Source organism: Streptomyces sp. NPDC050439 (assembly GCF_040655335.1).
Taxonomy (GTDB): Bacteria; Actinomycetota; Actinomycetes; order Streptomycetales; family Streptomycetaceae; genus Streptomyces.
Genome location: NZ_JBFAJT010000011.1, coordinates 142987 through 156853 on the forward strand (window position 1 = coordinate 142987; position 13867 = coordinate 156853).

Here is a 13867-nt window from a genome sequence, read left to right on the forward strand (position 1 = left end):
AATGACCGCGACGCGTGGCGGCGCCCGGCGAATTCTCTGTCGAAACGTTATGAACAGAGCGGTCATCCGTGTCAAAAGACACAGACCACTCTGTGGAATCTACGGCAACTGCCGTACGCCCTCGTCTACTTGAGTCGGGCCATAAGTGCGTGCTCGACCAGTGTGATCAGGCCACTCTTTGCGTCCGCACGGTGTCGGGCGTCGGTGGTGATGATCGGGGTGTTGGGACCGATCTGGAGAGCTTCGCGCACTTCATCGGGGGTGTACGGCTGGTGGCCGTCGAAGCCGTTGAGGGCGATGACGAAGGGCAGGCCGGAGTTCTCGAAGTAGTCGACGGCCGGAAAACAGTCGGCGAGACGGCGGGTGTCGACGAGCACGACGGCGCCGATGGCGCCGCGGACGAGGTCGTCCCACATGAACCAGAAGCGGTCCTGTCCGGGTGTACCGAAGAGGTACAGGATCAGGTCCTGGTCCAGGGTGATGCGGCCGAAGTCCATGGCGACGGTCGTCGTCGTCTTGTCGCCGGTGTGGGTGAGGTCGTCGATGCCCGCGGAGGCGGACGTCATGACGGCCTCGGTGCGCAGCGGGTTGATCTCAGAGACCGCCCCGACGAACGTGGTCTTGCCCACGCCGAAGCCGCCCGCCACCACGATCTTCGCGCTGGTGGTGGAGCGGCCTCCGCCGCTGCTAGAGCTTGCGAAGTCCACTGAGCACCCTTTCGAGCAGTGTCACGTCTGGCTGGCCGCCGGCGTTCTCGTCGCCGCCGGGCTGGTGGATGGCGACGAGCCCGGCCTCGGCCAGGTCGGCCACGAGGATTCGGGCGACGCCGAGCGGCATGGAGAGCAGCGCCGAGACCTCGGCCACCGACTTGACCTCGCGGCACAGGTGGCAGATGCGCTGGTGCTCCGGGAGCAGCCCCATCAGCTGCGCCGGGTCGGCCGTCGTGCTCACCAGCGCCTCTATCGCGAGCTGGTAGCGGGGCCTTGTCCGGCCGCCGGTCATCGCGTAAGGACGCACCAGCGGCTGGTCGCCTTCATAGCCGTACGACGCCTGAGAGCCGTACGGTTCGTGAGAGGCGTTGGGCGGGGTCATGGATCCTCCGGGCGGGACAGCAGGTGGTCTGCGTGCCGTCTGATAGAGCCGGTGGGGGGCACCAGGTTGGCCGGACGGTGGTCAGTACGTTCGGTCGGTGGGGCGGCCGATGAAGAGAGCTAGTGCAGCAGGCTGCCCTGCAGTTCGGCGCGGAGGTCCGGGGTCAGGACGGCGCCCGCGCGGTCGACGAGGAGTGCCATCTCGTAGCCGACGAGGCCGATGTCGCACTCGGGGTGCGCGAGCACGGCGAGGGACGAGCCGTCGGAGACCGACATGAGGAAGAGGAACCCCCGCTCCATCTCCACCACGGTCTGGGTGACGGCGCCGCCCTCGAAGATCCGCGAGGCCCCGGCGGTGAGGGAGGTCAGCCCCGACGCGACTGCGGCCAGCTGGTCGGCACGGTCACGCGGGAAGCCCTCGGACATCGCCAGAAGGAGGCCGTCGGCGGAGACCACGACGGTGTGGGACACCCCGGGGGTGTTGTCCACGAAGTTCGTGATCAACCAGTTCAGATTCTGTGCCGCCTGGCTCGGACTCAACTAACGCTCCTGCTGGTGAGTGGGGAAGCTGCCGGTCTGGCCGGTACCGGCCTGGCGACCCTGCTGGATGCCCCGACGGAGATTCGTCAGCCGGCCGCGCACGTCGTCGGGCGCACGCGAGACCTGCGGACCTGTGCTGTCCTGCTGCTGCTGAGCGGTGCCCGCGACGAGGTTGGCTCGCGGGACGCGGCGCGGCAGGCCGGATGTGGTGACGCCACCGGCGGACGGCTGCCGGACGCGCTCGGCCTGGCGGCCCAGCTCGTCGTTGGGCGAGGTGCGCCAGGAGGCGGCACTGCCGTTCGTGACGTGGCCGCCGTTCCCGCCACCGGTTCCGTTGGCCGTCGACGGGGCGGGCGTTCCGGCCGGGCGCTGGGGCGCGGCCGGGTTCTGCGGCTGCTGCCGCTGCGGGCGCTGGGGCTGCTGCTGCTCGGGCGCGCCGCCCTGGGGCTGCTGCTGCCCTTGCTGCTGCTGTTGCTGCTGGAACCAGTTGGTCTCCAGCGTGTCGAACAGCGGGGTACGGCCGTCACCGGGGCCGGCGGGCGGCAGCTCGTCCGGCTGCGAGGGCCGTACGGGCTGCTGGGGCTGCTGGGGCTGCGGAGGCACCGGCGGAATGCCGAGCTGACCGCCCTGGCTTTGACCGCCCTGGCTCTGACCGCCCTGGCCCTGCGCACCCTGGCCCTGGCCGGGGTTCTGCCCGCGCCGGGGTGCCCCGCCGTTGTAGCCGGGAGCGCTGGTGCCGGGACGCTGGAACTGGTTCGTGCCCGAGGAGGCGTCCTGGCCACCGAAGACGTCCGGCCGGACGAACTGACCGGTGCCCTGCTGACCCTGGCCCTGGCCTTGGCCCTGACCCTGCTGGCCCGCGTTCTGCGGTGAACCCGTGCCGGGCGGCGGCCCGTTGAAGTCAGGCCGCGCGAACTCGGCGGTCGAACCGGGGCCTTGTGCGGCGCCGGCCGAGGGGTGCGGGAACTGTCCGGTGGACTCCGGCTCCTCGTGCCCACGGGGGGTGTCGAACGGCTCGCGCGATATCTGCGGCTGCGCGTTCTCGTCGCTCCAACTGGGCACGCGCGGCTGCGGGTTGCCCCCCGGAAGCTCGGCACGCGGCCCACCGCGCGGCGGCAGCTGCGGCCTGCGCCCCTGGTCCCCGGCGTCGTTCGCGGAGGGGCGCGCCGGACCTGTGGGGTTCGCGGGCCCAGCGGGGTTCACCGGGTTCGTACGCTGCTGGGGCACCGGAGGCTGCGGCGCGGAGGCCTGACCGCGGCCACCGCCCTGCCCGCCCCCGAAGAGGCTGCCACCGGACGAGCCGGGGGCGCCGGCACCCTGTCCGGGCGGACCCTGGCGGGGAGGCTGCTGACCGGACGGCGGGCCCGCCGGAGCGGACGGCGAACCGTTGCGCGGCCCCGGTCCCGCGTCACGCGAGGGCAGCGCGGCACGCGGTCCCGTACCCGTGACCTGACCACGGGGCGGACCGGCGCCGAGCCTGCCCTGGGAACCGGCCGAGCCGGGAGCACCGTTTCCGGGCGCGCCGTTTCCGGCACCGACTCCGCGGCGTGCTGCCGCGGCACCCGCGGACGCCTGCGCGGCGACCGGGCCACCGCCCTGGCCGGGGCCGGGCGCACCGGGCTTGTTCGGCGCCTTCTTGCCGCCCTGGGCGACATCGATGGGCAGCATGACCAGCGCGGTCGTGCCGCCGGAGTCCGACGGGCGGAGCTGGATGCGGATGCCGTGACGCTGCGACAGACGACCGACCACGAACAGACCCATGCGGCGCGAGACCGAGACGTCCACGGTGGGCGGCGACGCGAGCCGCTCGTTGATCGCGGCGAGGTCCTCGGGGGAGAGGCCGATGCCGGTGTCGTGGATCTCGATCAGCACACGCCCGTCGGGCAGCGCGTGACCGGTGACCTTGACCTTGGTCTGCGGCGAGGAGAACGACGTCGCGTTCTCGAGGAGCTCGGCGAGCAGGTGCACGAGGTCGTTGACCACGCGTCCGGCGACCTCGGTCGTCGGGACCGCGGAGAGCTCGATGCGCTCGTACTGCTCCACCTCGGACGCGGCGGCACGCAGCACGTCGACGAGCGGGACGGGCCGGGTCCAGCGACGGCCGGGCTCTTCACCCGCGAGGACGAGGAGGTTCTCGCCGTTACGGCGCATGCGGGTCGCGAGGTGGTCGAGCTTGAAGAGCGAGGAGAGCTGATCGGGGTCGGCCTCACGCGACTCCAGCTCGGAGATAAGAGACAGCTGGCGCTGGATGAGGCCTTGCGAACGGCGCGAGAGGTTGGTGAACATCGCGTTGACGTTGCCTCGCAGGAGCGCCTGCTCGGCGGCGAGGCGGACGGCCTCGCGGTGCACGTCGTCGAAGGCCGCGGCCACCTGGCCGATCTCGTCCCGGGAGTGCACACCGACGGACTCGACCGAGGTGTCGACGTCCTGCGGGTCGGCCTCGGAGAGCTGCTTGACGAGCTCGGGCAGCCGGTCCTGGGCGACCTTGGTCGCGGTGTCCTGGAGGCGCCGCAGCGAGCGGATCATGGACCGGGCCACGACGAAGGCGCCGACGAGCGAGACACCGAGGACGAGCAGGATCAGCGCACCGTTGAGGATGGCGGCCTGCTCGGACTCGTTGCGCAGCTCGCGGGCCTTCTGCTCCATCTCGTTGAGCAGCGTGAGCTCGATCTTGGACATCGCGTCGATCTTGGTGGTGTCGGCGTCGACCCAGTCCTTGTACGACCGCTTGTCCTGGAGCTTGATGCCGCCCTCCTGCTCAAGCACACGCTTGGCGTAGGAGTCGGCGCCCTTGATGGAGGAGTTGCCGCCGTCGATGGGCTTGGTCAGCTCGTCGGGATTGCCCGAGTAGATGCCCTTGAAGGCATCCAGTTCGGAGTTCTCCTTGTCGAGGGCGGACCAGCCGTAGCGCCGGTCGGTCTCGGAGATCTTGCCGAACGTGCTGTCACCCGCGGGGAGCGAGGCGGCGATCACGGCGCGCTGGACCGAGGCGTACTCCTTGGCGGAGGAGAAGGCCGTCAGGGCGCGGGTGCGCTGGATCATGTCCGGGTTGCTGGTCGCCTGCGCCATGTCCGAGGACAGGGTGAGCAGCTGCTCGATGAGCTGGCTGTAGGCGTCGACCGTCTGCGACGTGGAGTTCTTGTCGTCGTAGGCGCTCTTGCGTACGTCGTTGATCTTCTGCAGCTGCTGGGTGATCTCGACGGTGTTCGCGCGGACGCCGAGGAGGCCCTTGTCGCCGTCGGTGTTGTCGAGGTCCTGCGTCTCCTGCAGGAAGCGGTTGTACGCGCGGTCGGTCTTCTGCCGGGCGCCCTTGACCACGTAGTCCGAGGAGTTCGCGCCGTGCGCGAGGGGGCCTGCCGAGCGGTCGCGCTCCTCCTGGAGCGCGGAGGCCAGCTCGGTGGCGCGCTTGGTCATGTCGGTCAGCAGCTTCATGTTGTTGAGCTGCTGGATCTCGTCCATGGACTCGTTGATGCGGAGCGCACCGAGGGAGGTCGCGGTGATCACGGGGAGCGCGAGCAGCGAGACCAGTCGGGTGGAGATGCGCCAGTTGCGCAGGGCTATTCGCGAGCCGGGCCCGGTGGGCGACTTCACGGTGCCCGTCGTGCCGCCCGACGACGCGGTGGCCGTGGGCAGGCTCACGCCGCCGACTGCGCGGCCGGTCTCTCCGGACGGTACCTGCCCGGGGTTCTGGGCGTGCTGGGCCGAGGAGCCGCGGTCGGTCCCGCCGCGCTCCGGCTCTGCCGCAGCGCTGCTGCCATCCCTCTTGAAACGTCCCTGCACTAGCGTCGCAACCTCTGGACCAGGCGTCCCTCCGCACAAACGGCGGGACGGTGTCGGCGTCGTGGGGCGCAGAACGCCCCATGGTGGTCGTGAGTGACCGGCGCTGGCTCCCCTTTCCCGCCGCCACTCGGCGCTGCGTTGCGCCCCTGCGCGCCGGTTCGATCCCGCGGCGGTCCCGGGAATTCCAGCACAGTGCAGGATCTCCAACAAGGCCCGTGTGCCGCGTCGCGACCGCCGTGACTGGGCGTGAGTGGCGCGTCACGAGACGTAGAAAGTGATCTGGGGCAAAACGGTCCATTGAGCCCAGTAAAGCTATGGCCGACGGGTGTCCCAGTGTTCATGATCGGGAGCGGAATGATGGGTTCAGTGGCGCAATGTCCGATTCCAACAAGGCCTTCACGGGCCTGAATTGACCCTTTTGCCCGCTACCTCGTGAGCAAACTCACATCAAGATCAAGGCCTCAACCGGTCTTTGGGCGGGAATTGGATGTTTAGCCTGACGCTTTACAGGGATGGCGAATCCGACAACCGGCGTCCACCACACGGCGCCTCAACTGACAGGGCACGAACAGCAGATGAAGACCGTCAAGTCGGCGATGTTCCGCAACATAGCCAACCCGCGCCGCACCACCCTCGCCCACCTCACGGACGCGCAGGAGGTCGCCCCGGCCGCCGGGCAGCCGGACCACGCGACGGAACTCCCGGCGGTGACGGCCAACCCGAAGCGCACGATCCTGATGGACGCGCCGGAGCAGTTCAGTCCGGCTGTCTGAGCAGACAGGCCCGTCCGGCGTGTGAGGACGAGCTCGCGCAGCGGCGACGGACGGGGCGCCGACGCGGGGTCACGTGAGATCCGGTCGCAAGCCGGCCGCAGGCCACCGCGTTAGCCTGGGGTGTCAGTCTCCCCCTCCAGCAAAGGGCACCGCTCTTGCGCATCGCCAGGTTCTCCATCGACGGCAACGTCGCCTTCGGCGCGGTCGAGGGCGAAAGTCCCCCCGGAACGACCGACGGGCTCGTCCTCGACATCATCAAGGGCATCCCGTTCGCGGACTTCGAGCTCTCCGGCACGAAGGTCCCGCTGAGCAAGGTCAGGCTGCTGCCTCCGGTGCTCCCCAACAAGGTCGTCGGCATCGGCCGCAACTACGCGGACCACGCCAAGGAGCTCGGCAACGAGGTCCCCGACATCCCGGTCGCCTTCTTCAAGCCGTCCACCTCGGTGATCGGCCCCGGCGACGCCATCGCGTACCCCTCCTTCTCGCAGGAGGTGCACTACGAGGCCGAGCTCGCCGTGGTCATCGGCCGCATGTGCCGCGAGGTCCCGCGCGAGCGCGCCCGCGACGTCATCCTCGGCTACACCTGCGCCAACGACGTCACCGCGCGTGACGTCCAGCAGCGGGAGAAGCAGTGGGCCAGGGCCAAGGGCTTCGACAGCTCCTGCCCGCTCGGCCCCTGGGTGGAGACCGACCTCGACCCCTCCGACCTCACCATCCAGTGCACGGTCAACGGCGAACAGCGCCAGCTGGGGCGTACGACCGACATGGTCCGCTCCATCGAGGACCTGATCGTGCACATCTCCGAGGCCATGACGCTGCTCCCGGGCGACGTCATCCTCACGGGCACCCCGGCAGGGGTCGGCCCCCTGAACGTCGGCGACGAGGTCGCCGTCACCATCGAAGGCATCGGCACTCTCACCAACAAGGTGATCAAGCGTGGCTAACGCGACTTCCGTACGCGTACGGTTCTGTCCCTCGCCGACCGGCAACCCCCACGTGGGCCTGGTCCGCACCGCTCTCTTCAACTGGGCCTACGCCCGGCACAACGAGGGCTCCCTGGTCTTCCGCATCGAGGACACCGACGCGGCTCGCGACTCGGAGGAGTCGTACGAGCAGCTCCTGGAAGCGATGCGCTGGCTGGGCTTCGACTGGGACGAGGGCCCCGAGGTCGGCGGCCCGCACGCGCCGTACCGCCAGTCGCAGCGCATGGACATCTATCAGGACGTCGCCGCCAAGCTCCTGGAGTCGGGCCGCGCGTACTACTGCTACTGCTCCACGGAGGAGCTGGACGCCCGCCGCGACGCCGCCCGCGCCGCCGGCAAGCCGTCCGGCTACGACGGCCACTGCCGCGACCTGACCGCCGAGCAGCGTGCCGCGTACGAGACGGAGGGCCGCAAGCCCATCGTCCGCTTCCGCATGCCCGACGAGGCGATCACGTTCACGGACCTGGTCCGCGGCGAGATCACCGTCCAGCCGGAGAACGTCCCGGACTACGGCATCGTCCGCGCCAACGGAGCACCGCTCTACACCCTGGTGAACCCGGTCGACGACGCCCTGATGGAGATCACCCACGTCCTGCGCGGCGAGGACCTGCTCTCCTCGACCCCCCGCCAGATCGCCCTCTACAAGGCGCTCGCGGACCTGGGCATCGCCAAGGAGACCCCGGTCTTCGGCCACCTCCCGTACGTCATGGGCGAGGGCAACAAGAAGCTGAGCAAGCGCGACCCCCAGGCCTCGCTCAACCTCTACCGCGAGCGCGGTTTCCTCCCGGAGGGCCTGCTCAACTACCTCTCCCTCCTCGGCTGGTCGTTCTCGGCCGACCAGGACGTCTTCTCGATCCCCGACATGGTCGCCAGGTTCGACCTCGCGGACGTGAACGCCAACCCGGCCCGCTTCGACCTGAAGAAGGCCGAGGCGATCAACGCCGACCACATCCGCATGCTGGACGTGAAGGCGTTCGCGGCGGCCTGTGAGCCGTGGCTGAAGGCCCCGCACGCCAACTGGGCGCCCGAGGACTTCGACCAGGCCGCCTGGGAGGCCATCGCCCCCCACGCCCAGACCCGCATCAAGGTCCTCTCCGAGATCACGGAGAACGTGGACTTCCTCTTCCTCGACGCACCCGTCGAGGACGAGGCGTCCTGGACGAAGGCCATGGGCAAGGGCGACCCCGCCGCGCTCCTGACGACGGCCCGCGCCAAGCTGGCCGACGCCGACTGGTCGGACCCGGAGTCCCTCAAGAACGCGGTCCTGGCCGCCGGCGAGGAGCACGGCCTGAAGCTCGGCAAGGCCCAGGCCCCGGTCCGCGTCGCCGTCACCGGCCGCACGGTCGGCCTGCCCCTCTTCGAGTCCCTGGAGATCCTGGGCAAGGAGAAGTCGCTGACCCGCATCGACGCGGCCCTGGCGAAGCTGGCCGCGTAGCCGCGAGAGCCGCGCGTACGCCGACGGAAGGACCCGGGAGCCACCATGGCTCCCGGGTCCTTTCTGCTGTGCCGACTGCCCTTGGTGCTCCGCGGCGATACCCGTTTTGGAGCGCCGTCCACCTTCGGGTAATGTTCTTTCTGCGCCGCCCGAGAAGGCCGAAAGGTCCGACCAGGAGGCGCAAGTCGAGCAAAACCCCCGCGAGGGGTTGCGTATCGATGGCCTATGGTGTAATTGGCAGCACGACGGTTTCTGGTTCCGTTAGTCTAGGTTCGAGTCCTGGTAGGCCAGCTCGCAGAGCTTATCTGCAACGCCCCCGTTGTGTAGCGGCCTAGCACGCCGCCCTCTCAAGGCGGTAGCGCCGGTTCGAATCCGGTCGGGGGTACAGATCCTTCCCATGGAAGCAGTCAGGGTCGCACCCACTGCTACCGATGCAGGATCGCTAGGGCCCCCGTTGTGTAGCGGCCTAGCACGCCGCCCTCTCAAGGCGGTAGCGCCGGTTCGAATCCGGTCGGGGGTACGCAGTGTCTAGCTGGTCTAGACCACAGTGGGCTATGGTGTAATTGGCAACACGACGGTTTCTGGTTCCGTTGTTCTAGGTTCGAGTCCTGGTAGCCCAGCGCAGTACAGCAGGACGACGCAGTACAGCAGTAAAGCTAGCCCCCGTTGTGTAGCGGCCTAGCACGCCGCCCTCTCAAGGCGGTAGCGCCGGTTCGAATCCGGTCGGGGGTACAGAAGAGAAGGGGCCTTCCCGCAAGGGAGGGCCCCTTCGTCGTTACTCCGAAGTCCCTTGCCCGAAGCGGTGGTTGGACTCCTCCGCCTGGGCGATCCGGCGCAGCGCGAGCAGTACCGGCTCGTACAGCACGGTGAGCGCGACGGCCGCCTGCAACTGCTCGTCCGGGGACTCGTACCGCTCGATCAAGTCCAGGTCCGCGACGGCCAGTTGGCGTCCCGCGCGCGCGTAGGGCGCCAAGTCGTCGACGGAGCACGGGTATCCGAGCCTGGCCAGGCTGGTGACCGCGGTCACCAGCATCCCGTACGCCGGTGAATGGGCCCCGTATGCCTGGGCGTACTCCCAGTCGAGCCGTTCGAGCAGTGCGTCGACCGTGCGCCGTGCCGCCTGCGCGTGCGCGTCGTCCTCGGTGGACTCGGGTCCGTGGGGGAGTGCCCAGACCGCCGTGCCCAGGCGGGAGTTGTGGTCCAGGGAGTCGTCCTCCAGGGCGGTGAGCACCTCCCTGGCCGACGCGATCGGGACGCGCCCCACCTGGATGAGTGCCCGCACCAGGCGCAGCCGCCGCAGGTGCTGCTCGTCGTACTCGGCCTGGGTGGCCGTCACGCGGCGGCCCGGCGGGAGCAGCCCCTCGCGCAGGTAGTACTTGATCGTGGCCGTCGAGACCCCGCTGCGCGTGCTGAGCTCAGCCAGTCGCATCGGCTCGCTCCTTCTCTTGGTTCTCTCTTGCGCTTCCCTTTGGGGAGTGCCACTATCCAAGCATGGATAGCAAAGCTATCCAACGCTTTCCGAAGGGGGATCCGTCGTGAGCACCAAGCCGATCGAAGGGCGCATGACCGCCGACGCGCAGGGGCCGGTCACCGTCTTCAACATCGGGATGCGCATCAACAACTTCCGTGCCGTGCGCAGCTGGTGGCCGGTCTTCCGGGCGATGCCCCGGATGCTCAAGGAGCTGTCGCAGGACCCGGGGAGCGGCATGCTCGGCTATCAGCTGCTGCTCGGCAACCCCCGGCTGCTGTACGTCGTCCAGTACTGGGAGTCGCCGGAGAAGCTCCTCGCCTACGCGTCCGAGCAGGGCAAGGAGCACCGGCCCGCCTGGGCCGCCTTCAACCGGCGGCTGCGGGAGGGCAAGGGCAAGGTCGGCTTCTGGCACGAGACCTACGTGGTGCCGCCGGGGGCGCATGAGGCGGTCTACATCAACATGCCGGAGTTCGGTCTGGGCAAGGCCGTCGGCGTGGTGCCGGTGGGGCGCCGGGGGGAGAGGGCCGCCGACCGGCTCAAGGCGGTCTGAGGGCGTCCCGGAGACGTACGGAAAAATGCCCGAGGGGCCGCCGCGGCGTTGAGGCGGCCCCTCGGGCGTTTCTGTGTGCGGGGACGGGAGCGGTGCGGGTCAGCCCGTGCGGCGCAGGGCCTCGGACAGACGTCCCGCGGCGTCGATGATGGCCTGGGCGTGCATCCGGCCCGGGTGGCGGGTCAGGCGCTCGATCGGCCCGGAGACCGAGACGGCGGCGACCACGCGGTTCGAGGGGCCGCGCACGGGGGCGGAGACGGACGCGACGCCCGGCTCCCGCTCGCCGATCGACTGGGCCCAGCCCCGGCGGCGTACGCCCGAGAGGGCCGTGGCCGTGAAGCGGGCGCCCTGGAGGCCGCGGTGCAGGCGCTCCGGCTCCTCCCAGGCCATCAGGATCTGCGCGGACGAGCCCGCTTTCATCGTGAGCGTCGAGCCGACCGGGACCGTGTCCCGCAGGCCCGAGAGGCGCTCGGCCGCCGCGACGCAGATGCGCATGTCGCCCTGGCGGCGATAGAGCTGCGCGCTCTCGCCCGTCACGTCACGCAGGTGCGTGAGGACCGGGCCCGCCGTGGCGAGCAGGCGGTCCTCGCCGGCCGCCGCCGCGAGTTCCGCGAGCCGGGGGCCGAGAATGAAACGGCCCTGCATGTCGCGCGCCACCATCCGGTGGTGTTCCAGTGCCACGGCGAGACGATGTGCCGTGGGTCGTGCGAGTCCGGTGGCCGCGACCAGCCCCGCGAGGGTGGCCGGACCGGACTCCAGGGCGCTCAAGACGAGAGCCGCCTTGTCGAGAACGCCGACGCCGCTAGAGTTGTCCATGCGTCGATACTCGCGTCTCACTCTGTGAAACGCAAGTTCAATTTTCGATGGAACACGTCACCCTGTAGGTGCGATCCGCGGACCAACGGAAAGCGGTCCACGCGCGGCACGAGGGGTACGGGCGTGGACGAACAATTCTCTAGTTGGGCCGGCCCAACACAGCCGGTCGGAGGGAAAGCGATGGGTAGGACACTCGCGGAGAAGGTCTGGGACGACCACGTCGTCCGGCGCGCCGAAGGCGAGCCCGACCTCCTCTTCATCGATCTGCACCTGCTGCACGAGGTGACGAGCCCGCAGGCCTTCGACGGCCTCCGCCAGGCAGGCCGCCCGGTGCGGCGTCTCGACCTCACCATCGCCACCGAGGATCACAACACCCCGACCCTCGACATCGACAAGCCCATCGCGGACCCCGTCTCGCGGGCGCAGTTGGAGACGCTGCGCAAGAACTGCGCGGAGTTCGGCGTGCGACTGCACTCGCTGGGCGACGTCGAGCAGGGCGTCGTCCACGTGGTGGGCCCCCAGCTGGGCCTGACCCAGCCCGGCACCACCGTGGTCTGCGGCGACTCCCACACCTCCACGCACGGCGCCTTCGGCGCGCTGGCGTTCGGCATCGGCACCTCCCAGGTCGAGCACGTCCTGGCCACCCAGACGCTGCCGATGGCCCGCCCGAAGACGATGGCCATCACCGTCGACGGCGAACTGCCCGACGGCGTCACGGCCAAGGACCTGATCCTCGCCATCATCGCGAAGATCGGCACCGGCGGCGGCCAGGGCTACGTCCTGGAGTACCGCGGCTCCGCCATCGAGAAACTCTCGATGGAAGCCCGCATGACCATCTGCAACATGTCGATCGAGGCCGGTGCCCGCGCGGGCATGATCGCCCCCGACGCCACCACCTTCGACTACATCGAGGGCCGCGACCACGCCCCGAAGGGCGAGGAGTGGGACGCGGCGGTCGCGTACTGGAAGACCCTGAAGACGGACGACGACGCGGTCTTCGACGCCGAGGTCTACATCGACGCCACCAAGCTCGCGCCGTTCGTCACCTGGGGCACCAACCCGGGACAGGGCGCGCCGCTCTCGGCCCACGTCCCCGACCCTGCTTCGTACGAAGACGCTTCGGAGCGGTTCGCCGCCGAAAAGGCCCTGGAATACATGGGGTTGACCGCGGGACAGGCGCTGCGCGACATCAAGGTCGACACCGTCTTCGTAGGTTCGTGCACCAACGGACGCATCGAGGACCTGCGTGCCGCGGCCTCGATCGTCGAGGGCCGCAAAGTCGCCGACGGCGTACGCATGCTGATCGTCCCCGGCTCGGTCCGGGTCGCCCTGCAGGCCATCGAGGAGGGCCTGGACAAGGTCTTCGTCGCCGCGGGCGCCGAATGGCGGCACGCCGGCTGCTCGATGTGCCTGGGCATGAACCCCGACCAACTGGCGCCCGGCGAGCGCTCCGCGTCGACCTCCAACCGCAACTTCGAGGGCAGGCAGGGCAAGGGCGGCCGCACCCATCTGGTGTCGCCCCAGGTCGCCGCCGCCACCGCGGTGACGGGCCACCTCTCCTCGCCCGCCGACCTGACCGACGCCCCCGTCACCGCCGGAGTCTGAGAGCCATGGAAGCATTCACCACGCACACCGGCCGGGCCGTTCCGCTGCGCCGCAGCAACGTCGACACCGACCAGATCATCCCCGCCCACTGGCTGAAGAAGGTCACCAGGGACGGATTTGAGGACGGGCTCTTCGAGGCCTGGCGCAAGGACGGCGAGTTCATCCTGAACAAGCCCGAACGCCAGGGCGCCACGGTCCTGGTGGCAGGACCCGACTTCGGTACGGGCTCCTCGCGAGAGCACGCCGTCTGGGCGCTGCAGAACTACGGCTTCAAGACCGTCATCTCCTCGCGCTTCGCCGACATCTTCCGCGGCAACTCGCTGAAGAACGGCCTGCTCACCGTGGTGCTCGACCAGAAGATCGTGGACGCGCTCTGGGATCTGACGGAGGCCGACCCGCAGGCCGAGATCACCGTTGACCTGCAGGATCGCCAGGTCCGCGCGGAGGGCGTCACCGCCGACTTCGAGCTCGACGAGAACGCCCGCTGGCGTCTCCTGAACGGCCTGGACGACATCAGCATCACGCTCCAGAACGAGCCGGACATCGCCGCGTACGAGGCCGGCCGACGCTCGTACAAGCCGCGGACCGTGCAGGTCTGACGCCCCCGCAACACCCTGGTGTACCCCCAATCGTGGACGGTTGGGGGTACATCTGTGTCCGGGGCCGGGAGGGGGGCCGCTGACCTGAACGGGTGGTCTCAACTCCCTTGATCCGGACGGCAGAAGAGGCTTGAAATCCCCTTGTACTCGGTCTGCTCGGGTACCCTCAGGAGGGCGCCGGATGTGGGTAGTTACCCCCTGCGGAGGCGACAACTCGCCCCAGA

General features: G+C 69.5%; 12 protein-coding genes and 5 tRNA genes. 11 read left to right on the plus strand and 6 right to left on the minus strand.

Features of this window, described 5'->3' with window-relative positions; all coding sequences use genetic code 11:
* Nucleotides 1–125 precede the first annotated feature (125 nt).
* The 4 genes from AB0I66_RS37195 to AB0I66_RS37210 form a co-directional block, all read right to left on the minus strand.
* Nucleotides 126–707, minus strand: coding sequence for an ATP/GTP-binding protein (locus AB0I66_RS37195; protein ID WP_160507410.1), 582 nt, complete (start codon nucleotides 705–707; stop codon nucleotides 126–128).
* Nucleotides 688–1092 carry a DUF742 domain-containing protein gene (locus tag AB0I66_RS37200; RefSeq protein ID WP_363212493.1) on the minus strand — a complete coding sequence of 135 codons (405 nt, stop codon included), beginning with the start codon at nucleotides 1090–1092 and terminating at the stop codon, nucleotides 688–690. Before AB0I66_RS37200 ends, AB0I66_RS37195 begins: the two co-directional genes overlap by 20 nt.
* Nucleotides 1093–1211: 119 nt before the next feature.
* On the minus strand, nucleotides 1212–1631 hold the full coding sequence (locus AB0I66_RS37205; protein WP_098244998.1) for a roadblock/LC7 domain-containing protein: 420 nt from the start codon (nucleotides 1629–1631) through the stop codon (nucleotides 1212–1214).
* Nucleotides 1632–5411 carry a nitrate- and nitrite sensing domain-containing protein gene (locus tag AB0I66_RS37210; RefSeq protein ID WP_363212494.1) on the minus strand — a complete coding sequence of 1260 codons (3780 nt, stop codon included), beginning with the start codon at nucleotides 5409–5411 and terminating at the stop codon, nucleotides 1632–1634. It lies immediately after the preceding gene.
* A gap of 575 nt (nucleotides 5412–5986) precedes the next feature.
* Between AB0I66_RS37210 and AB0I66_RS37215 the strand changes: the two genes are divergently transcribed.
* The 8 genes from AB0I66_RS37215 (at nucleotide 5987) to AB0I66_RS37250 (ending at nucleotide 9334) form a co-directional block, all read left to right on the plus strand.
* Nucleotides 5987–6184, plus strand: a complete 198-nt coding sequence (locus tag AB0I66_RS37215) for a hypothetical protein (protein ID WP_363212664.1) — start codon at nucleotides 5987–5989, stop codon at nucleotides 6182–6184.
* Nucleotides 6185–6339: 155 nt separating this feature from the next.
* The gene (locus AB0I66_RS37220) at nucleotides 6340–7128 is read left to right on the plus strand and encodes a fumarylacetoacetate hydrolase family protein (RefSeq protein ID WP_363212495.1); all 789 of its coding nucleotides are present in this window, start codon (nucleotides 6340–6342) and stop codon (nucleotides 7126–7128) included.
* Entirely contained in the window at nucleotides 7121–8602 is a 1482-nt protein-coding gene (gene gltX / locus AB0I66_RS37225; protein WP_363212496.1) for a glutamate--tRNA ligase, read from the plus strand. Before AB0I66_RS37220 ends, gltX begins: the two co-directional genes overlap by 8 nt.
* A 219-nt stretch (nucleotides 8603–8821) precedes the next feature.
* A tRNA-Gln gene (locus tag AB0I66_RS37230) sits at nucleotides 8822–8893 on the plus strand.
* 21 nt (nucleotides 8894–8914) lie between these two features.
* Nucleotides 8915–8987: transfer RNA gene (locus AB0I66_RS37235), tRNA-Glu, on the plus strand.
* 62 nt (nucleotides 8988–9049) lie between these two features.
* Nucleotides 9050–9122, plus strand: a tRNA-Glu gene (locus tag AB0I66_RS37240).
* 28 nt (nucleotides 9123–9150) lie between these two features.
* Nucleotides 9151–9222, plus strand: a tRNA-Gln gene (locus AB0I66_RS37245).
* 39 nt (nucleotides 9223–9261) lie between these two features.
* Nucleotides 9262–9334: transfer RNA gene (locus AB0I66_RS37250), tRNA-Glu, on the plus strand.
* Nucleotides 9335–9377: 43 nt separating this feature from the next.
* Here the strand turns inward: AB0I66_RS37250 and AB0I66_RS37255 are convergent.
* Nucleotides 9378–10031 (minus strand): MerR family transcriptional regulator, encoded by a 654-nt coding sequence (locus AB0I66_RS37255; RefSeq protein WP_363212497.1) that lies wholly within the window; start codon nucleotides 10029–10031, stop codon nucleotides 9378–9380.
* Between the two features lie 133 nt (nucleotides 10032–10164).
* Between AB0I66_RS37255 and AB0I66_RS37260 the strand changes: the two genes are divergently transcribed.
* A complete protein-coding gene (locus tag AB0I66_RS37260; RefSeq protein WP_363212665.1) occupies nucleotides 10165–10623 on the plus strand; it encodes a DUF4188 domain-containing protein in 459 nt (152 codons plus the stop codon).
* Nucleotides 10624–10722: 99 nt separating this feature from the next.
* Here the strand turns inward: AB0I66_RS37260 and ndgR are convergent, their stop codons facing one another.
* Nucleotides 10723–11439 (minus strand): IclR family transcriptional regulator NdgR, encoded by a 717-nt coding sequence (gene ndgR, locus AB0I66_RS37265; RefSeq protein WP_053137572.1) that lies wholly within the window; start codon nucleotides 11437–11439, stop codon nucleotides 10723–10725.
* Between the two features lie 180 nt (nucleotides 11440–11619).
* Here ndgR and leuC point away from each other — a divergent pair, with 180 nt between their 5' ends.
* Both leuC and leuD read left to right on the plus strand, forming a co-directional pair.
* A complete protein-coding gene (leuC, locus tag AB0I66_RS37270; RefSeq protein WP_363212498.1) occupies nucleotides 11620–13044 on the plus strand; it encodes a 3-isopropylmalate dehydratase large subunit in 1425 nt (474 codons plus the stop codon).
* A gap of 5 nt (nucleotides 13045–13049) precedes the next feature.
* The gene (gene leuD, locus AB0I66_RS37275; protein WP_363212499.1) at nucleotides 13050–13643 is read left to right on the plus strand and encodes a 3-isopropylmalate dehydratase small subunit; all 594 of its coding nucleotides are present in this window, start codon (nucleotides 13050–13052) and stop codon (nucleotides 13641–13643) included.
* The last annotated feature ends 224 nt before the right edge of the window (nucleotides 13644–13867 follow it).